This is a genomic window from Roseovarius sp. MBR-51 (assembly GCF_053628575.1).
Genome location: NZ_JBRJGQ010000012.1, coordinates 72,709 through 90,850 on the forward strand (window position 1 = coordinate 72,709; position 18,142 = coordinate 90,850).

Consider the following 18,142-nt stretch of genomic DNA (forward strand, 5'->3'; position numbering starts at 1 on the left):
TCCTTGGCCTCAATCGGACCAGAAAATCGCACAGCGGTCCAAGACGCATGGCTGACCCACGCATAAGCGCGGCTTATAGTATTTCCCGGCAGACGCTACGGATCTGCGCGCGCAACATATCTTCTGCTCGGGACAGCACCGTTCCGCGCAGGGTCAAGAGCGAGAGCGGCAGACTCGGAGATCCCGCCAGTGGGCGCACCATGATGCCCTCGAACTGCCCCCAAGGTAGCAACGCATCGACAACCGCCACACCAAGTCCCGCCTGCACAAATCCGACCGCCGTGATGGACACGTCTATCTCCAACTCGGGCAGGAAACGCACCTGCGCACGACGCGCGGCCTGATCCAACTCATCATAGGGGCGGGTGGCACCCCTATAAGAAATCACCATTTCCGCCTCGAGATCGGCAAAAGTTATCTGCTCTTTTTCAGCTAGCGGATTGTCCCGACGCATAAGACAGCAAAATCCGGTCGTCCCCATAGGTTCAACGTCAATGTCAGGCGGCAGATGATCGTCGAGTGCCAGCGCGAGCGCAGTATCGCCCGCCCTCAGCATCGCAACCAACGCAGCAATCGGTGCCACGTTAGAGCGCAAGAGGATATCGGGATGGTGTGTCCGAAACCGCGCCATTACCGTGGGCAGGATCGCCATGGCCGGAGGGGCCGAGGCCCCGACCCGCACCAGCCCAGCACGCCCCAGTCGCAAATCCTGCGTCTTGCGGCGCAGACCCTCGAGACCGGCAAAGAGCCGCTCTGCTTCGGGATAAAGCTCGATCGCCTCCGGGGTTGGCCGTAAGCGGCCTTTCTCGCGGTCAAACAGGCGAAACCCAAGTTCATCCTCGCAATGCAGCAAGATCTGGCTCAGCGCCGGTTGCGAGATGTGCAGCATCCGCGCCGCCTCGGTCACGGTTCCCGCCCGCATTACGGCAGTAAAGACTTCAAGCTGACGCGCGCGCATGGCACCTCCATAGGTTGGACTTATGGGCGCATTCCTTTCCCGTCTTTGACCGCGCGGCCTGAATTGGGGTCTTATAATCTCCACGGCGCGGATGGGACAGGAGAGCGGAATGGATGTGATCATTCTGGGTGGCGGCTTGATGGGATGCTCTGCCGCGTATTTCCTTGCGCGTCGCGGTATCCGCGCCCGTCTCATCGAACGCGGCCCAATTGGGGCCGGGGCGACAATCGCCTCGTTTGGCAATATCCGCAGGACAGGGCGCTATCTGCCGCAACTGCCACTTGCGCACAGGTCGCTTGCCCTCTGGCGGGATGCGGATCAGATGCTTGGACGCGATGTGGAGTTTCGTGCAACTGGCCATCTTCGGCTGATCTTTGAAGAGGACGGGCGCACGGAAATGCGCCGCTATGCGAAAGACGCACGATCTTGGGGGCTCGAGATCGAAGAATTGGACGCCAAAGACCTCCATCGGCGTTTTCCGGGCCTCGGGCAGGATGCCATCGGCGCATCGTTCTCGCCCGAGGATGGATCGGCCAACCCGCGCCTTGTCGCCCCTGCCTTTGCAGATGCCGCAGCACGACTTGGCGCAGAGGTCATGCCTCACACCCCCGTCACTTCTGTGCACGCGACCGATGCGGGATTCGCCGTTCAGACCAGCCGGGGCATGTTTGAGAGCGCTATCTTGCTCAATTGTGCCGGGGCATGGGGGGCGGGCATCGCCGCGCAATTCAGAGAGCCGGTGCCCCTTGCGTCCTATGGGCCGCAGATGGGCGTAACCGAACCCCTGCCGCACCGCATCCTGCCGGTGGTCGGCATGTGGTCGGGCGAACATGGCAGCTATCTGCGACAGGTCGAGCGCGGCAACATCGTCTTTGGTGGTGGGGTGCCGCGCATGCCCGTCGCGCTCGACCCCGGTCATGCGTTTGCTAATCCGGGCACTTTGGCGACGCAACTGCGCTCGGTGGTTCGCTTGCTGCCCGCACTCCGCGATGTAGCAATCATACGCCAATGGTCGGGCTGCGAGGGTTATGTCGACGATGGCTTGCCCGTCATTGGGCCCTCGGGCACCCAACCCGGCCTGTTTCATGCCTTTGGCTTTTGCGGTCATGGGTTTCAGCTGGGACCGGGTGTGGGCGATGCTCTGGCAGAACTGATCGCAACGGGGCGGTGCGAGACCCTGCTCGTCCCGTTCCATATCTCGCGTTTTGCCAAATGACTTCAGAATCCCGCCACCTTTCCCCATTGCCCCGCATTAAAGCGCGCCAGCCGATATTGCGCGGTTTCCGTGATGGGCGTGCGCCCAAGCAGCAGATCGGTCACCAGATGCCCAACTCCCGGTCCGATACCGAACCCATGCCCCGAGAGCCCGGCCGCAAGCGTCAGCCCGGCGATACCGATGTCTGCGTCAATCACTGGCACGCCGTCGGGCGTGCTGTCGATATAACCTGCCCATTTTGCCTGCACCGGCACATCCTGCAACGCGGGCAGCAAGGCGCGCGCTCGGCGCAGAGTTTCCCGGATCAGACGCTCCGAAGGGCGCGGATTGAGAATACGCACATCTTCCATTGGGGTTCGACGATCCAGCGCCCATTTGCGCCGCGTCTCAAACCCGGCCTGCCACGCCTGCGGCCCACCGGGCGACAGGGCGCGCCATCGGCTGGCGAACATTGGCAGAAACTGGCGCGCACCAAGGATTGCCCCCGGTGTGGGATCAAGGTTCGCGCGCCCCGATATGGCCAAAGTATGACCGCCATCGCAGCGCCGGGTGACCGATACGGAAGAGGTATGCAATGCCGCTGGCAGTCCCTCTGCACCCGGAGCCACCGACAGGATCGAACTGCGCACCGAAGCCTGAGGAAAACTGACTCCGCATTGATGCAGAAAACTCGCAGCCCATGCACCGCCGCTCAGCACGACATTCCTCGTCCGGATCACACCACGCTCTGTGATAACCGCCGAGACCGCGCCGCCCGATGTCTCGATGCCCCGCGCCGCACAGGATTGGAGCACGGTGCCGCCATGCCGCACGACACCTTTGGCGATCAACGGCGCAGCACGCGAGGGATCGGCGGTGCCATCGGTGGGCGACCACACACCGCCGACCCAAGGCTTACCCGTGGTATGCCCCCGGTCGGTGGCCTCCGCTGCGGTCAACATGCGGGTATCCACGCCTTCGCCCTGTGCAAAACGTCCCCATCTGGCCCAGCCTTCAATCTCTGCGGGATCATCCGAGAGATAGAGAAGGCCGCAGCGGCGAAATCCCAGATCCTCGCCAATATCCTTAGCCATCTCTTCCCAAAGCCGCAGACTGACCGTGGACAGCGGCAATTCGCGCGCGTCGCGATTTTGCTGACGGCACCACCCCCAATTGCGGCTGGATTGTTCCGCCCCAACACGGCCCTTTTCCAGAAGAACGACTCTTTGCCCGGCGCGTGCGAGCCAATAGGCCGCGCTGACACCGACAATACCTGCGCCAATCACAACGCAATCGGCATGATCTGGCAGCGTTGTGCCGGTGCTGATCTGGATCAGGGGGGCGTGCATTGAATCCTCCAGTTGTTTCCCAGAGCCTAAGCCAATGTGCTCAGATGCTTGTGCCGGATCACCAGTGCTTGGCGGCATTTCCTGTCGAATGTAGTTGACTTGATGATCCCGCTGGCTTTCACAGAAAGGAAACGGCCGTGCGACCTAAGAAGGTGACAGTATGACATCTGGCTACAAACTTGACCGGATCGACGTAAAGATCCTCGCCGAGTTGCAGCGCAATGGCCGGATCACGAATGTCGAACTGGCCGATCTGGTGCATTTATCACCGTCACCCTGCCTGATCCGCGTCAAGAAACTGCAGCAGGCGGGATACATCACCGGCTACACCGCCAAGATAGACGTGGCCAAATTGGGTGAGACCCTGACGGTCTTTACAGAGTTCACCCTCAAGAACCATCGCCAGATCGACTTTGCCCGCTTTCAAGAGGCGTTGGAGAAGATTGACAGTTGTGTTGAATGCCACCTCGTGTCGGGTGGCTATGATTATCTCGTGAAATTCGTGACCGCCAGCATCACCGATTATCAAGACATCATCGAAGCGCTGATTGATCGGGACGTGGGTATCGACAAGTATTTCAGCTTTGTCGTGATCAAGACGCCCTTTGTGAAAACCCAGATTCCCCTGACCCGCCTTTTTGCGGACAAGGTCTGAGGGAGCGCGTCACCGTTTGGCGAATTGAGCAACCAGTGCCGGGTCTTGCTCCAGCCCCGCGAGCCATCCGGTATCAAGTCGCGGCACCGACGAGATCAGCAAGCGCGAATAGGCATGGGTCGCCTGTTCGGACATATCGGCCGCGGGAAGCGCCTCGACCACCTCGCCCATCAGCATGACCAGAACATCGTCGCAAATCGCCTCGACCGTCGAAAGATCGTGGCTGATGAACAGATAGCTGAGGCCGAGACCCTGTTGCAATTCCTTGAGCAAATCGAGGATCGCTGCCGCGACCACGGTATCGAGCGCCGAAGTGATTTCGTCGCAGAGGATCAGCTCGGGTTCGGCGGCAAGCGCGCGGGCGAGATTGATCCGCTGCTTTTGCCCGCCTGACAATTCGCCCGGAAGACGATGACGCATGGTCGCGGGCAAATGCACCATGTCAAGCAGTTCGATCACCCGCGCCTCGCGCGCAGCCCCCTTTAGTCCGTGGTAAAAGGTCAGGGGGCGGCCGAGAATATTTCCTATGGAATGGGCCGGGTTGAGGGCTGTGTCGGCCAATTGGAACACGATCTGGGCGCGGCGCAATTCGTCCTTGGAGCGGCCCTTGAGCGCACCACGCATCTCTTGACCATCCAGCAGGATAGTCCCCCGATAGGGCGGCAAAATTCCCGCTATAGCGCGCGCCAAGGTCGATTTGCCGGACCCGGACTCGCCGATAACGCCCATATTGCGCCCGCGCTCCAGACGAAAATTGATGTTCTTGAGGATCTTGAACGTAGGTTCTCCGTTGTGAATGGCGCCATAACCCGCATGCAGATTGGTTACTTCTAGAATGGGCGGTTTAGCGGATACGCCCGTCTCTGCCGCAACGGACGCATGCGGCACAGGATCGAACGCGGCGACAAGTTGCTTGGTGTAGACATGGGTGGGCGACCGCAAAATTTGATCTGTGCGGCCTTCCTCTTGTATCTCGCCACCCCGCAGCACAATCACCCGATCCGCGATTTGCGCCACGACCGCGAGATCATGGCTGACATAAACCCCGGCAATTCCGCCCGCTTGCATAACCGACTTGAAGGCGCGCAAAACCTCGATTTGCGTGGTCACATCGAGCGCTGTTGTCGGCTCATCGAAAATAACAAGACTTGGCCCTCCAATCAGCGCCATCGCCGCCGAGAGGCGCTGTAACTGCCCGCCCGACACCTGATGTGGGTAACGCTCGCCAATTGTCTCGGGCTCTGGCAGTGCGAGGGCGCGAAAGAGTTCAACCGCCTTGGCCTCGGCCGCGCTGCGCGGCATCAGCCTGTGAATGGCGTTGATCTCGGTCACCTGATCCATGATCCGCTTTGACGGGTTGAATGCCGCTGCCGCCGATTGTGGGATATAGGACACTTTGGTGCCCCGCAGCCGCGCGCGTCCTCGCTCGGTCATAGCGGTAACGGTGTCCTCCCCGAGGGTGATCGTGCCGCCGGTGATGGCGCAGCCGCTCCGCGTATGTCCCATCAGCGACAAAGCAATGGTCGTCTTGCCAGAACCGGACTCGCCAATCAGCGCGACGATCTCACCCGGAGCTACATCAAAGCTCACGTCCTTGATGATTTCCACCTTTCGGCCTGAATCCGTGGTGGCTCCGATCCGCAAATCCCGGACTGTTACAAGTGGCGCATCGGTCATCATTCCCTCCTGTCACGTATTTTGTTGGGGAGGTTGTCGATCAGCATGTTGACCGAGATGGTCAGTGAGGCGATGGCAATCGACGGAAAGATCACTGCGGGTGCTCCAAGGCTCAGACCTTCGATATTCTCCCGCACCAATGCGCCCCAATCAGCATAAGGGGGCTGCACCCCAAGACCGAGAAAAGACAGCCCTGATAGCACCAGCACGATAAAGACAAAGCGAAGGCCAAGATCGGCCAACACCGGACCAAGAATGTTGGGAAATATCTCGCGCAGGATAAGATATCCGGTCTGTTCGCCGCGTGCCCGAGCCACGGTGACAAAATCCATCGTGTTGACATTGACCGCCAATGCCCGCGCAAACCGGTAGGAACCGGGCATGTAGATCGCCGCGAGCGTCAGCACCAGAACCGGAATCGACGATCCGACCGCAGCCACGACCACCAGGCCAAACAGGAGCGACGGGATGCCGTTGAACGCATCCAGAAGCCGGGACAGGATCATGTCGAACCAGCCGCCCATGACAGCCGCGATCATCCCCAGAAAGACACCCCCAGTACAGGCAAGCACTACGGCACAGATCGCAATGCCGACGGTATAGCGTGCGCCCATCAGAATCCGCGAGAATATGTCCCGGCCAAGATAATCCGTACCCATCCAGTATTTGCCGCTGACAGGGCCGAAATAGTCCCAATCCACGATTTCACCCGGCGAATAAGGCGCAAGCGAGGGTCCAATCAGAGCGACCAGCGCCCAGAAGAGGATGATCAAGAGGCCAATGCGTCCAACCCAGCTAAAGGTATAGCCGCGGGCATTTCGCTCAGGTTGCGATGCGGCGATCGGGTGTTCTCGCTTCATTGCCGCAACCTCGGATTTGACAGAATGGCGATCATGTCCGCCAAGGTGATCAAGCTCAGGTAGCTGACACAAAAGATCATGGCGCAGGACTGAATAAGGGGCAGATCACGGGTCGAAACCGCATCCACCATTAGTTTCGCCACACCGGGATAGTTGAAAATAGTCTCGACGATGATGACCCCGCCCACCAGATAACTGAGCGACAGCGCCACCGCATTGGCAATCGGGCCAAGCGCATTGGGCAAGGCATGACGCAGCACCATTCGGGATCGTGACGCCCCCTTGAGCAGAGCCATCTCGACATAGGGCGTGTTGATCGTGTCGATGACCGCAGCGCGGGTCATGCGGATCATCTGCGCTGACACGACAAAGGACAAGGTAATCACCGGCATGGCATAGGCCCTGAGCATCGCCGAGAGCGAGTCGACATTGGCACCAAAGCTGAGCGCGGGCAGCCACCCGAGCCAGACAGAAAAGATCAGAACTGCCAGCGTTGCCACCATGAATTCGGGTACAGAAATCACCGAAATCGTCATCACCGACACAACGCGATCAAAGAGCGAACCCCGCCACATCGCCGCCCCAATCCCGAGGCAGAGCGCAATCGGCACGGAAACGGCGGTCGTCACAGCGGCGAGCCGCAGGGAATTCACCAGCCGTCCGCCAACAAGTTCGGCAACCTCGATATTGTTCACGTAAGAGGTGCCCATGTCCCCCCGTGCCAGCCCGATCAGCCAGTCGAGAAACCGGGAAACCGCTGGCTCATCCAGCCCCATCGCAGCGCGCAACCCCGCCACGGCCTCGGGGGTGGCAGCCTGACCCAAGAGGATCTCAGCGACATCTCCTGGCAAAAGTTCAGTCGCAAAGAACACTGCAAACGACACGATGATCAGCGTCAGCACCGCAATGCCAAGCCGCTGAAGGACCAAGACCCATGGCAAGTTTGATAGTCGCAATCCGCACCTCATTGATGGATGTGGTCAGCCACAACTCCGCCCCTTTTGGGGGCGGGGCCAGTCCTGGTCTTGGGGTCAGGCGTCGAGCCAGACATATTCGGCAAAGGCATAGCCCATCATGCCGCCCAGCGGGTTCGCCTTCAATCCGCCCAACTTGGTCGACAGGGCATCGACGTTCGAGATATAGGCTGGGATGATCGTGCCCGCCTCATTGGCGATCATTTCCTGCATCTCCCAGTAGATAGCCGTGCGTTTATCTTCATCCAGCGCACCGCGCGCCTCGACCATCATGTTGTCGAACTTCTCGGACTTATACTGGCTCTCGTTCCAGGGCGCGTCCGAGGAATAGAGCAGCGAGAACAGGATGTCTGGCGTCGGGCGGGGATTGATGTTGCCGAAATGTACCGGTGCCTTGAGCCAGTAGTTCGACCAGTATCCGTCCGACGGCACCCGATCGACCGTCAGGTTCATGCCGATCTCTGCCCCGGCCTGTTGCACAACCGTTGCCATATCGACCGAAGACGAGGCCGCATCCGAGGCGACAATCGGGATTTCCACGCCCAGGAGGCCTGCCTTTTCAAAATGGAACTTGGCCTTCTCCGGGTCAAAATCACGTGGCTTGAGATTCGGGTTATGATAGCGGTTGGCAGAAGAAACCGGCTGGTCATTGCCGATCTGCGCCAGCCCGCGCAGCACGGATTTTTGGATCATTTCCCGGTTGATGAGATGTTTCATCCCCTCGATAAAATCGAGCTTGGCGCCCGGTTCAGTATCCAGGCGAATATTAAGATTGGTGTAGTTGCCGGAGGTGCTGATCGAGGTCTGCACGCCCTCTTGTCCTTCCAGCATTCGCATGGAGCGCGGGTTGACGGCTGCGGCAAGGTGGATGTCCCCCGACAAAAGCGCATTCACACGCGCGTTGTTGTCAGGAATGGCAAAGAACTCAAAACTGTCGAGATAGGCACCCTGCTCCTTGAAGTAATTGGGGTTTTTCACACCGACCGATCGCACGCCCGGCTCAAACACTTCGCTGACAAAGGCACCTGTGCCATTCGCAGTGCTGAAATCGGTGGTGCCATCAGCGACGATCATGAAGTGATGCAGCGACAGGATGGTCGGCAGGTCGGCATTGGGGGCCGAGAGCACGATCTTGACTGTCAGATCATCCAGCTTGGAAATCTCAATCATTTGTTTGGCGATCGAGTTGGCCTTGGAACCTACAGCCTCATCCAGATGACGCTTCATGGAATAGACGACATCATCTGCGCTCAGCGCCTTGCCATCATGGAAGGTGACGCCGGACTTGAGCTTGATCTCCCAGGTCTGCGCATCATCGGTCACGAACTCGTCCGCCAGTTCCATCTGTGCCGCGCCGGCCTCATCGAGAAAGGTCAGGCGGTTGTAATAGGCGCAGCAGCGAACATAATCGGTCGAGAGCGAGGCCTTGGCCGGATCAAGCGTATCGGCGGTTGAAGAGGACCAACCCGCCGCTTTGAGTGTCCCGCCGCTTACCGGGGTGGCGGCAAGAGCCTGAGAGGCGCGCAGCAGCAATGAACTGCCTGCCACCATACCAACGCCCGAGGCCATCAGCATCCGCAAGAGATCGCGGCGCGTTGCACCCCGACGGATCATATGTTCAACCATTGCGTCATCGCGATGGGTCCAGTTGGTTGTACTGTTCTTCGTCATGTTACAGTTCCCTGTTGAAGGTTGATGAACCTGCGCAGTCTTGTGTGCCGCGTCAGGTCCGCTCGGGTTCACACATCAAAGGCTTTGTCTGTCGCCTCGGCCAATTCGATCAATGCGTGAAAATGGTAATCCGGTTCAGTGTATTTCTTGGGCGCGATGGTGCCGCCATAGCCCTCTTGCCCATGGCGCCGCTGAATCCAGACATTGGTCATGCCCAATTTGCGGGAAATGCCGATGTCGTGATGCTGGCTCTGCGCGGTGTGCAGAATGCGATCTTTGCTGCCGCCGGTCTGTTCGACGACGGCAAAGACGTGGTGGAAATAGGCGGGGTCGGGCTTTTCCGTGCCGGTGTCATCGGTGGTGAACCCTTTCCAGAACGGATGGCCCAGCTTGGCCTCGTATTTCTCGAACGCCCAACGCTGTGCATTGGTCATGGCAATCAGTTTGTAATGCCGCCCCAGCCGTTTCAGCGCCTCGACACTGTCCGGAAAGGGCTTTGCCTCGCCGACTGCGTCAATCATCGATTGGCGGTACTCTAACGTATCCGGCAGGCCGAAGATTGCGGCGATGCGGGCATAACACCGCCCCAGATCGTCGGGAAAGAGACCGGCACTCGCCTCGTAGCGCGCATCCCGATAGACCGAGAGAGCCGCTTCGGCGTCCACATCTACGCCCTCAGCTTCAGCAATCATGGTCAGCGCATCTTTGATCGCGGCCTCAAAATCGATCAGCGTGCCAACCACATCAAAGGTCATATAGTCGAACCCGGTCAGCGGTTTCACAGCTGTCTCGATTGCCATGTCAGTACTCCCTTCCTAAATCCTGCCCGTGACGAACCGACCAAACTGCCGCGTAGATCAACGCTCCCGATTATTTGTCTCAAGGCCTCATGCAGATTGTGCATCGCTTTCGACTATGTCTTGTCTTCAGCATCTCCCCAAAATCCCTTGACGAAATGCCGAAACTGGTGGAGGCGGCGGCAGATTCTTCTATTTTATGCCTCTGCGCCGCATAACACGTCGCGCACCGCGTCCCACCTCAATACCCCCGCCGAGGATCGACCAAACCGGGAATTGCAAGGCCATTGCGTGTGGCGCGGATCACAGCCAACGCATGCTCCGCCCCTTCGGCATGATCGGTTTCCGATGCGACATGCGGCGTCACGATCACACGTGGATCGGCCCAGACCCAGTGATCCTGCGGAAGCGGCTCGGGGTCTGTGACATCCAGCATCGCCGCTGAAATCTGCCCTGCGTCCAGCGCGTGCCTAAGCGCGGTCATATTCAACTGAGCACCGCGCCCGGCATGGGCAAGCATCGCTCCGCGCGGCAGACGCGCCAAAAATCCGGTATCCATCAGGCCCTGCGTCTCACGCGTGAGCGGCAAGAGGCAGATCAAGAGATCCGTGCGCCCGAGAAACGCGCCAAGGTCAGCCCCACCAAAGACCTCGATCCCCTCGGCCGGAGCGCCAGAGCGGCTCCAGCCTGCAACTTGGAACCCAAGATCTGCCAATGTCCGCGCCGCCAGTTTACCGATCCGCCCGAGCCCCATGACGCCGACGCGAGTTGCACTTGTCTTGCGGGTCATATGCGCACGCCAGTCACCGCAAGCCGCCTGTTTCAGATAGGTGGGCATGTCCCGGTGCAACATGAGGGCCGCCATCACGACCCAATCGCGCACCATCTCTTCGATGCCCGTGGCGACAGTGCGTGACAATTGAACACCCTCGGGCAAGGCGGGCATCTGATCCACCCCCGCACCGCTGCTGATCAGAACCTTGAGGTTCGGATAGCGCGAAATATCCTTGGGCGGTTGCCAACACAGGATATGGGTGATTGCGGTCGGATCGCTGACCGCTGCCTCGCCAATCACCATCTCTTCGCCAGCCGCCTCGAAAATCGGTGCCCAGACCGCAGCCCGTTCAGACAAGGAGAGAAACAAAAGCGCCATCAACGCAACGCTTCGCGTACATCTGGGTCATCAAGCGTCTGGTCGAGTACGGCACGGGTGCGCTCGACGATGGCGTCGATTTCTGACGCCGTGCAGCACAGCGGCGGCGCGTAGCCGAAAATGCCTTGCGCAAAGCTCCGAACAATCAGTCCGTTGTCCCAAGCCCGGTCAAACAGCCGCGTGGCGGGTTGGACCGACGCGGGCAATGGGGTTTTCAGTTTTTTGTCTGTAACCAATTCGATTGCCGCCAGCATGCCACGCCCGCGCACATCGCCGACCAGCGGATGATCTTGCAGCGTGCCCAGCCCTTGCAAAAGTCGCGCACCCATTTTGCGGCCATTCTCCAACAGACCACCATCATAGAGCGCCAGAACCTCCAGCGCGACCGCCGCCGCGACCGGATGTGCCGAATACGTGAACCCATGGCCAATCGCCTTGGACCCGGCCCCATCAGCTATCGTCTCATAAACATGATCAGACATCAGAACCGCCCCCATCGGCACATAGCCCGAGGTCAACCCCTTGGCGATGGTCATGAGATCCGGCACGATTCCTTCATCCTCGCAAGCAAAGAGCGGTCCGGTACGGCCAAAGGCGGTGATAACCTCATCTGCGACAAAGAGAATGCCATACTCGGCACAAACCGCGCGCATCGCCTTGATCCATCCCGTGGGGGGCACCAGAACTCCGCCCGAGCCTTGGATCGGCTCAACATAGAAGGCGGCGACCCGGTCTTTGCCAATCTCCGCCACCTTTGCGCGCAACTCTGCCACAGAGGCATCAATAATCGCCTGCGGATCAGAGCCAACCGGGTTGCGATAGACATAATGCGACGAAATCTTGTGCTGCCATGAGAACGGCAGGCCAAATCCGTCGTGAAACACCGGCAGAGCCGTGAGGCCCGCCCCCTGCGAGCTTGATCCGTGATAACCTTGCTCGACCGAAATGAACTGGTCGCGGTCGGGCTGACCCAAGCTGTGCCAATAGTACCGGATGAACCGGATCGTACTATCGACAGCATCCGAGCCACCCAGCGTGAAGTAGACATGGTTCAGATCCCCCGGCGCGCGTTCCGCCAAGGCCGCCGCCAACCGGATCGGGGCCTCAGTCCCGAGGTCGAAATAGCCCGTAGCATAGGGCAATTGGCGCATCTGCGCGGCGGCTGCGGCAACGATGCTCTCTTGCCCGTATCCTGCATTCACACACCAAAGCCCGGCGAAGCCGTCGATCAGGTCGCGCCCCTCGCCATCCGTCACAATCGCACCCTTGCCCGATTTCAACAGGCGCACGCCTCGCGCCTCATGACCCCGAAAGGAGGATACCGGATGGATCAGGTGCTGGCGATCCAGCTCTGCAATGGAATTGGTCAGCATTCTGCTCTCCGTTAAGCTCAGCCAAGTGCTTGCGAGACGAGGCCATAGGTTGTGAAGTTTCTTTGATTTTGCGTTCGTGCCGAACAAACCATTGCGGTTCCGCCACCCACATGGGTCAGTCCCAGATCCTCAACAAAGCCTGATAGGCCGACCTCCTCGGGCAGATCAATCCGCAGAAACGTTCCCGCACAGCGCGTGGCGGCCTCAGCGATCAGCGCTCGCGCACCCGCCGCATCCCGCGCCACCACCGGGCCCAGAACGCGACCCCGCCCGAAGTCCCGCAAGAGAGCAAAGCCGCCTTCGGTCCTCAATAACTGCGCCCGCTCAATGATCTGGGCGATCAAGGCCGCGCGCGACATGCCCGAGGCCTCCATGTCCATGGCGGCCAATGCGGCACACTCTTCCGCGCGCCCGTCTGACACTGACTGGCAAGGCGTGGCAGCTCTCGCCGTGCCCTGATGTTGCACAATTCGTCCCGTCTCGACGAAACCGAGCTTGGCATAGAGCGGCAGGCCCTCTACCGTCGCCACAAGTCGTAATTCCCGCGCACCCGCGCACGCAATAATCCACGCCATCAACCGCGCGCCGAGCCCCCGGCCCCGCATGCGGGCATCAACGATGATCATGTTGAGCGCGGCCACATCGCCAAAATTGGTGCAGAGCGCGGTGCCCATGACCTCGTCACCAATTAACGCGACGACCCCCTCGGACACGGCCAGATTGAGGGCCCAATCTTGGGCGCGGTGCGGCCAGCCCGCCTCTGCCGACAGGCGCAGCGCTCCGGGCAAGTATTCTTTGGCAAAGGGCACAAGCTCGAGTGCCTGCATCGCTTGATCCGGAATTGAAGGTGTCGTCACTGTCATCGTCTAAGGTCCGTTATTGTTCGCCTCAGCCTAGGCGCGTGAGCACAGCATATATGCCCTAAACCGCGCCTTGGGCGGCAATATGCTCTGCAAGGCGCGGGCAAGCCCGCATGATCTGCCGTGTTCAGCGCGCCAGTCGCGCTCGGTTGCCGAGACCACATCGACATGACCCGAGAGGATATAGCCCGGCCTGGTAGCGTCGCCGATGGTGGGATAACCGATCAATGGGTCGAGCATCTCTACGGGGTTAAATATGGATCCGGTCACTCGAGTGCCTTCAGAGCTAGGAAGACTGCCCATGGCAGCCGCCAGCCCAGCCTGCCTGAGGAAGCACCGCAAACCGAAGCAAACTTGGGTGTAGAGCGGCAGAGCATGCCGAACATCGGCGCAGATACGACATTTCCTGCTCTGAAACCGGAAAACGCGGCAAGCTCTGTTGCCGGAACCGGTCAAGGATAAACGGGACACTCAGACACCGGAGACCGCAATGACCTTTCGCCCCAAATTCATCACCTTTGATTGCCACGGCACCATGATTTATTACGATATGGCCGGGGCGGCGCGAGACCATTACGCGGATCACCTGTCACCCGAAAAGATGCAGAGCTTCATCGCGGATTTCTCTGCCTATCGGCTCGATGAGGTGTTGGGAGCGTGGAAACCCTATGCAGAGGTTGTACATAATTCCCTTGAACGCACCTGCAGGCGTCATGGCATCGCCTTTGACCCGGCGATTGCCGAGGAGATTTATCTTCGCGTGCCGACATGGGGGCCTAACGCCGATGTGCCCGCCGGATTGGCCAAGGTCGCCACAGAATTTCCGTTGGTGGCACTGACCAATGCGATGAATGATCAGATTCCGCACAATATCGCGAAACTTGGTGCCCCTATTGCACATGTCTTCACCGCTGAGAGCGCCGGGGCTTACAAACCGCAGATGCGTGCCTTCGAGTACATGCTGGATCAGCTCAATTGCGGGCCGCAGGACATTCTGCATGTCTCGTCCAGCTTTCGCTACGATCTGATGACCGCGCATGACATGGGCATTAAGCACAAGGTATGGGTCAATCGCGGTCATGAACCGGCGAACCCCTTTTATGGCTATACCGAGATTCCCGATATCTCGGGTCTGGCCGCCGTTGTGGGCCTTTGAGGTCAGGAGACCAGAATGAAATACCTCTCGTATTGGCATGACAGCGCGGCCCCCTTTGCCCAAGGCGAGGCCGGGCCAGTTGAGGGAAAGTTCGATGTGGCCGTGATCGGCGGCGGCTTTACCGGTCTCAACGCGGCACGCAAACTTGCCCGCGAAGGCGTGCAGGTTGCCCTTCTTGAGGCCACACATATCGGTGCTGGCGGATCGGGTCGCAACGGCGGCCATCTCAACAACGGCATCGCACATGGCTATGCCGACGCCAAGATGCATCTTGGCGCAGAGCGCGCGCACCGCCTCTACAAAGCCTATGACCGGTCCATCGACATGATCGAGGATTTGATTGCGGAAGAGGGCATATCCTGCAACTTTCGCCGCTCTGGCAAGTTGAAACTGGCCTCCAAACACTCGCATGTGGCGGCGCTACAGGCCAATTTTGAACTTATCCATAACGAGGTGGACTCTGATACCTCCTGGCTTGACCGCGACCAGCTCGGGTCTGAAATCCGGCCCGAGGCGTTTCACGGCGGCATGCTTTACGGCAAATCCGCAATGATGCACATGGGTCGCTATGTCAGCGGTCTGGCCGAAGCCGCCCATCGACATGGGGCGCGGATTTGGGAAAACGCTCCAGTGACGGCCCGTACACGCGCGGGCAGCGGATGGGACATCACGACCCCCCAAGGCACATTGCGGGCGGAGCGGGTGATCGTTGCCACCGGAGCCTATTCCGGCACAGTGCGCGGCGCCCCGCTCGCGTTCTTCCGGCGCCGGATCATTTCGGTGGGCTCATTTATCATCGCAACGCGGCCATTGACCGGGGCAGAGGTCGCCGCCACCCTGCCCGGCAACCGCACCTATGTGACCTCCCTCAATATTGGCAATTATTTCCGCCTCTCGCCGGACAATCGCCTGATCTTTGGAGGAAGGGCAAGGTTTTCAGCGGTGTCTGACCAGCGCTCCGACGCCAAATCCGGGGAAATTTTGCGGGCCGGACTAGCCGCGCTGTTTCCAAACCTCAAAGACGTCGAGATCGACTATTGCTGGGGCGGTCTCGTGGGTATGACCAAGGACCGCTTTCCGCGCGCAGGCGAGGTGGATGGGATGCTCTACGGCATGGGGTTTTCGGGCCACGGCGCACAAATGTCGACATTGATCGGGCAGGCGCTTGCCGATATGGCATTGGGACGCGAAGATACCAACCCGCTGGCCGGTCTCGATTGGCCAGCCATCCCGCTGCACAACGGCCGCCCCTGGTTCCTGCCTCTGGTTGGCCAATGGTATGCGCTCAAGGACCGCCTGTCTTGACGCAAACCGCTCTCTGAAGCCCTTTGGTCAACCTACCCCAGAGAATGCGACGCAAGACCGTATGTCAACGCACCGGTCTTTGAACGCCGCGAGGGCCCGATCCGCATCTCCGTCACCGTGTCATGCACGCCCATACCCGCCGCCGCTAGAAATGCCTTGAAATGCTCACTCTGTTGCGGCGTATCCAAGCGCGTAAAGATGCCCTCACAGCGTTGGATCAGCGGGGCCACCAGTTGCATCGCCATCGCGTCATCCTCTGCGACAACCGGACCGATGACCACGCCCTTGCCGAATTTGCGCATCAGCGCATAGCCCAGAATCTCACCAGCACGCTCCGCCACAAGACCCGACGAGGCCAGCACCAAACTATTCAGAATTCTGTCACGGTCCGCGCCATAGGCATGGGCGTCGAGAGTCTTGATCGGCACCAGATCATCCGCTTCAATGTCTCGCAGCACCAGTCCGGGCAAGGACTCCGGCAGGTGGAATGACCGCACGACACCTTGCTGCTGCCAGATTGTGGTCACAGGGGTAAACCCCGCCATTTCATAGAGCCGATACCCGGACCGCGTCGCGCTCAGCCGCAAATCCCGTCCCTCGCAATCGCGCATGATACGCCGCAATAGGCGCTGACCGGCCCCTAGGGCCTGCAACCGTGGCGTCGTGACCATCATTCCAAACATGGCAAAATCGCCCCCCATGTCGAAATACATGGCGGACCCCAAAGGGCGCCCAATCTCGTCCAACGCCAGATACCCTTGTCCGAGCGATAGAAACAGATCAAGATCATCAGCACGGTGCGGCCAGAAGACACTGACCGTCAGTTCATGCAGTTTTTGGCGTTTGCTGACATCAAGTGACTCAATTGTCGCCTCGTAGGTATCCAGCTTCAGACGAATGTCATCTATGGGAGACATCCGCGCCATGAACGCGGCGCGGCGCGCCTGCGCCTTTGACTCGGCCTGTGCGTCAATACTGTTTGGGTTCGGGGTCTGCGTCATGGGGCTGCCTTCGCCTTGCATTCAGCACCTTTCTGTTTCAATCCGCCAGATGCGTTCAAGGATGGGCCTCTCCCGCAATTTCGCTTTGCCCACACTATCGCGCGATTTCCGCAAATTATTCTACCGTATAAGAAAGCCCACCAACAGTTTGTGTCGCAGATTGGTCCATCATGTGATCTGGAACCAGCCCGTCACGTCCAAGAGCCGCTAGATCCTCGGCCATATGCGTACAGAGCCAGTTTGCGATCTCGCGCGCAACAGGCCGCTCTGGTCCCGCACGTGTCGAGACCAGCATGATGCAGCGTCCGGTGTTGATCGCCGCGCCCTGCCACGCAGGCACCAACCGCCCCGCGCGCAACGCACCTGCGACAACATTCACCCAGCCCAGCGCAATACCGGTGCCATCCACCGCCGCCTGCAAGATCGCCGCGTAATCAGAGAACGCATACCATGTTCCCGGTTGGTCTGCTCCTCGAACGCTCAGGCGCAACATCGGCTCCCAAATCACGCGGGGATGATCGGAGAGGTGCAAAAACGCATGTCCCGCCCCGTCGGCCCCAATAGGCAATGTTCCATGCTGCGCCAGATAGGCCGGGCTGCAGACCGGGATAATTACCTCCGGCGCCAGAACCGGATCGTTTCCGGTTTCATCACGGATGCAGCTCACAAGGTCCACGTCCTCGGGCAGCCCGACACGCGTGCCCGGCAGCAACTCGAACCGCAGCGCTACATCAGGAAAACTCGCGACGAACTCCGCAAACCGTGGCCCAAGCCAGTTCGTGACAAACGCGTTGGAGAGCGACAGCACCACTTCGCGGTCGGCCCTGTCCTGCTGGCCCTGCAACTGGGTTATGACCTCGGACATCCGTCCGAACCCGTCGCTTACGGCCAAAAAGAGGGCTTTTCCCGCCTCGGTCAGCGCCGCCCCTTGGCCCCCCTGACAAAGAGCACTTGTCCAATATCCGCCTCCAACTGCGCGATATTGCGGCTGGCGGAGGGTTGCGAAATGTTGAACACCTGCGCCGCCTTGCTGAAACTGCTCAGCCGCGCGGCGGCTTCAAAAACCAACAACGACTTGGGAGAGGACACGAGGCGATGCAGGCTTGTCATACGCTGAGCGTATAAGTGACACGTTTTTTTTCAAGCTGTTTTTCCCAC

Annotated in this window: 18 protein-coding genes; 4 read left to right on the top strand and 14 right to left on the bottom strand. The window is 59.7% G+C overall.

Annotation, left to right across the window (positions count from 1 at the left end; translation table 11 throughout):
* Positions 1-73: 73 nt before the first annotated feature.
* A complete protein-coding gene (locus ACSSVY_RS16805) occupies positions 74-958 on the bottom strand; it encodes a LysR family transcriptional regulator (protein ID WP_454270722.1) in 885 nt (294 codons plus the stop codon).
* Positions 959-1,067: 109 nt separating this feature from the next.
* On the opposite strand from ACSSVY_RS16805, the gene ACSSVY_RS16810 reads away from it, so the two are divergent.
* Complete coding sequence (locus tag ACSSVY_RS16810) at positions 1,068-2,174, top strand: NAD(P)/FAD-dependent oxidoreductase (protein ID WP_454270723.1); 1,107 nt, start codon at positions 1,068-1,070, stop codon at positions 2,172-2,174.
* Between the two features lie 2 nt (positions 2,175-2,176).
* On the opposite strand, the gene ACSSVY_RS16815 is transcribed toward ACSSVY_RS16810, so the two are convergent.
* Positions 2,177-3,502 (bottom strand): NAD(P)/FAD-dependent oxidoreductase, encoded by a 1,326-nt coding sequence (locus tag ACSSVY_RS16815; protein ID WP_454270724.1) that lies wholly within the window; start codon positions 3,500-3,502, stop codon positions 2,177-2,179.
* A 160-nt stretch (positions 3,503-3,662) separates the two neighbouring features.
* On the opposite strand from ACSSVY_RS16815, the gene ACSSVY_RS16820 reads away from it, so the two are divergent.
* Positions 3,663-4,157: an Lrp/AsnC family transcriptional regulator gene (locus ACSSVY_RS16820; protein WP_454270725.1), complete on the top strand. Its 495-nt coding sequence runs from the start codon at positions 3,663-3,665 to the stop codon at positions 4,155-4,157.
* Positions 4,158-4,166: 9 nt separating this feature from the next.
* Here ACSSVY_RS16820 and ACSSVY_RS16825 read toward each other — a convergent pair whose 3' ends face one another.
* From ACSSVY_RS16825 to ACSSVY_RS16865, 9 genes are all read right to left on the bottom strand, one after another.
* Positions 4,167-5,834: an ABC transporter ATP-binding protein gene (locus ACSSVY_RS16825; protein WP_454270726.1), complete on the bottom strand. Its 1,668-nt coding sequence runs from the start codon at positions 5,832-5,834 to the stop codon at positions 4,167-4,169.
* Positions 5,834-6,694 carry an ABC transporter permease gene (locus tag ACSSVY_RS16830; RefSeq protein WP_454270727.1) on the bottom strand — a complete coding sequence of 287 codons (861 nt, stop codon included), beginning with the start codon at positions 6,692-6,694 and terminating at the stop codon, positions 5,834-5,836. Before ACSSVY_RS16830 ends, ACSSVY_RS16825 begins: the two co-directional genes overlap by 1 nt.
* Complete coding sequence (locus ACSSVY_RS16835; protein ID WP_454270728.1) at positions 6,691-7,635, bottom strand: ABC transporter permease; 945 nt, start codon at positions 7,633-7,635, stop codon at positions 6,691-6,693. The genes ACSSVY_RS16830 and ACSSVY_RS16835 overlap by 4 nt, the downstream gene beginning before the upstream one ends.
* A gap of 90 nt (positions 7,636-7,725) precedes the next feature.
* Positions 7,726-9,339, bottom strand: coding sequence for an ABC transporter substrate-binding protein (locus tag ACSSVY_RS16840; protein WP_454270729.1), 1,614 nt, complete (start codon positions 9,337-9,339; stop codon positions 7,726-7,728).
* A gap of 68 nt (positions 9,340-9,407) precedes the next feature.
* Positions 9,408-10,139 carry an HAD-IA family hydrolase gene (locus tag ACSSVY_RS16845; protein WP_454270730.1) on the bottom strand — a complete coding sequence of 244 codons (732 nt, stop codon included), beginning with the start codon at positions 10,137-10,139 and terminating at the stop codon, positions 9,408-9,410.
* Positions 10,140-10,377: 238 nt separating this feature from the next.
* Positions 10,378-11,289, bottom strand: a complete 912-nt coding sequence (locus ACSSVY_RS16850; protein ID WP_454270731.1) for a 2-hydroxyacid dehydrogenase — start codon at positions 11,287-11,289, stop codon at positions 10,378-10,380.
* Complete coding sequence (locus tag ACSSVY_RS16855; protein WP_454270732.1) at positions 11,289-12,662, bottom strand: aminotransferase class III-fold pyridoxal phosphate-dependent enzyme; 1,374 nt, start codon at positions 12,660-12,662, stop codon at positions 11,289-11,291. Before ACSSVY_RS16855 ends, ACSSVY_RS16850 begins: the two co-directional genes overlap by 1 nt.
* 17 nt (positions 12,663-12,679) lie before the next feature.
* Positions 12,680-13,525, bottom strand: a complete 846-nt coding sequence (locus ACSSVY_RS16860; protein ID WP_454270733.1) for a GNAT family N-acetyltransferase — start codon at positions 13,523-13,525, stop codon at positions 12,680-12,682.
* Between the two features lie 30 nt (positions 13,526-13,555).
* Positions 13,556-13,792, bottom strand: a complete 237-nt coding sequence (locus tag ACSSVY_RS16865) for a hypothetical protein (RefSeq protein ID WP_454270734.1) — start codon at positions 13,790-13,792, stop codon at positions 13,556-13,558.
* Between the two features lie 220 nt (positions 13,793-14,012).
* Between ACSSVY_RS16865 and ACSSVY_RS16870 the strand changes: the two genes are divergently transcribed.
* Both ACSSVY_RS16870 and ACSSVY_RS16875 read left to right on the top strand, forming a co-directional pair.
* The gene (locus tag ACSSVY_RS16870; RefSeq protein ID WP_454270735.1) at positions 14,013-14,678 is read left to right on the top strand and encodes a haloacid dehalogenase type II; all 666 of its coding nucleotides are present in this window, start codon (positions 14,013-14,015) and stop codon (positions 14,676-14,678) included.
* A 15-nt stretch (positions 14,679-14,693) separates the two neighbouring features.
* Entirely contained in the window at positions 14,694-15,983 is a 1,290-nt protein-coding gene (locus ACSSVY_RS16875; RefSeq protein ID WP_454270736.1) for an NAD(P)/FAD-dependent oxidoreductase, read from the top strand.
* Between the two features lie 32 nt (positions 15,984-16,015).
* On the opposite strand, the gene ACSSVY_RS16880 is transcribed toward ACSSVY_RS16875, so the two are convergent.
* The 3 genes from ACSSVY_RS16880 to ACSSVY_RS16890 all read right to left on the bottom strand — a co-directional run bounded on the left by ACSSVY_RS16880 (position 16,016) and on the right by ACSSVY_RS16890 (position 18,094).
* Complete coding sequence (locus ACSSVY_RS16880) at positions 16,016-16,984, bottom strand: hypothetical protein (RefSeq protein ID WP_454270737.1); 969 nt, start codon at positions 16,982-16,984, stop codon at positions 16,016-16,018.
* Between the two features lie 115 nt (positions 16,985-17,099).
* Positions 17,100-17,849, bottom strand: coding sequence for a LysR substrate-binding domain-containing protein (locus tag ACSSVY_RS16885; RefSeq protein WP_454270738.1), 750 nt, complete (start codon positions 17,847-17,849; stop codon positions 17,100-17,102).
* 50 nt (positions 17,850-17,899) lie between these two features.
* Entirely contained in the window at positions 17,900-18,094 is a 195-nt protein-coding gene (locus ACSSVY_RS16890) for a helix-turn-helix domain-containing protein (RefSeq protein ID WP_454270739.1), read from the bottom strand.
* Positions 18,095-18,142: the final 48 nt, after the last annotated feature.

Excerpts from the sequence above, each read along its gene's own strand:
- ACSSVY_RS16820 (WP_454270725.1), top strand. The coding sequence starts at position 3,663 with ATGACATCTGGCTACAAACTTGACCGGATCGACGTAAAGATCCTCGCC.
- ACSSVY_RS16860 (WP_454270733.1), bottom strand. The coding sequence starts at position 13,525 with ATGACAGTGACGACACCTTCAATTCCGGATCAAGCGATGCAGGCACTC.
- ACSSVY_RS16880 (WP_454270737.1), bottom strand. The coding sequence starts at position 16,984 with ATGACGCAGACCCCGAACCCAAACAGTATTGACGCACAGGCCGAGTCA.
- ACSSVY_RS16830 (WP_454270727.1), bottom strand. The coding sequence starts at position 6,694 with ATGAAGCGAGAACACCCGATCGCCGCATCGCAACCTGAGCGAAATGCC.
- ACSSVY_RS16825 (WP_454270726.1), bottom strand. The coding sequence starts at position 5,834 with ATGACCGATGCGCCACTTGTAACAGTCCGGGATTTGCGGATCGGAGCC.
- ACSSVY_RS16845 (WP_454270730.1), bottom strand. The coding sequence starts at position 10,139 with ATGGCAATCGAGACAGCTGTGAAACCGCTGACCGGGTTCGACTATATG.
- ACSSVY_RS16885 (WP_454270738.1), bottom strand. The coding sequence starts at position 17,849 with ATGTCCGAGGTCATAACCCAGTTGCAGGGCCAGCAGGACAGGGCCGAC.
- ACSSVY_RS16810 (WP_454270723.1), top strand. The coding sequence starts at position 1,068 with ATGGATGTGATCATTCTGGGTGGCGGCTTGATGGGATGCTCTGCCGCG.
- ACSSVY_RS16805 (WP_454270722.1), bottom strand. The coding sequence starts at position 958 with ATGCGCGCGCGTCAGCTTGAAGTCTTTACTGCCGTAATGCGGGCGGGA.
- ACSSVY_RS16870 (WP_454270735.1), top strand. The coding sequence starts at position 14,013 with ATGACCTTTCGCCCCAAATTCATCACCTTTGATTGCCACGGCACCATG.
- ACSSVY_RS16815 (WP_454270724.1), bottom strand. The coding sequence starts at position 3,502 with ATGCACGCCCCCCTGATCCAGATCAGCACCGGCACAACGCTGCCAGAT.
- ACSSVY_RS16855 (WP_454270732.1), bottom strand. The coding sequence starts at position 12,662 with ATGCTGACCAATTCCATTGCAGAGCTGGATCGCCAGCACCTGATCCAT.
- ACSSVY_RS16850 (WP_454270731.1), bottom strand. The coding sequence starts at position 11,289 with ATGGCGCTTTTGTTTCTCTCCTTGTCTGAACGGGCTGCGGTCTGGGCA.
- ACSSVY_RS16890 (WP_454270739.1), bottom strand. The coding sequence starts at position 18,094 with ATGACAAGCCTGCATCGCCTCGTGTCCTCTCCCAAGTCGTTGTTGGTT.
- ACSSVY_RS16840 (WP_454270729.1), bottom strand. The coding sequence starts at position 9,339 with ATGACGAAGAACAGTACAACCAACTGGACCCATCGCGATGACGCAATG.
- ACSSVY_RS16875 (WP_454270736.1), top strand. The coding sequence starts at position 14,694 with ATGAAATACCTCTCGTATTGGCATGACAGCGCGGCCCCCTTTGCCCAA.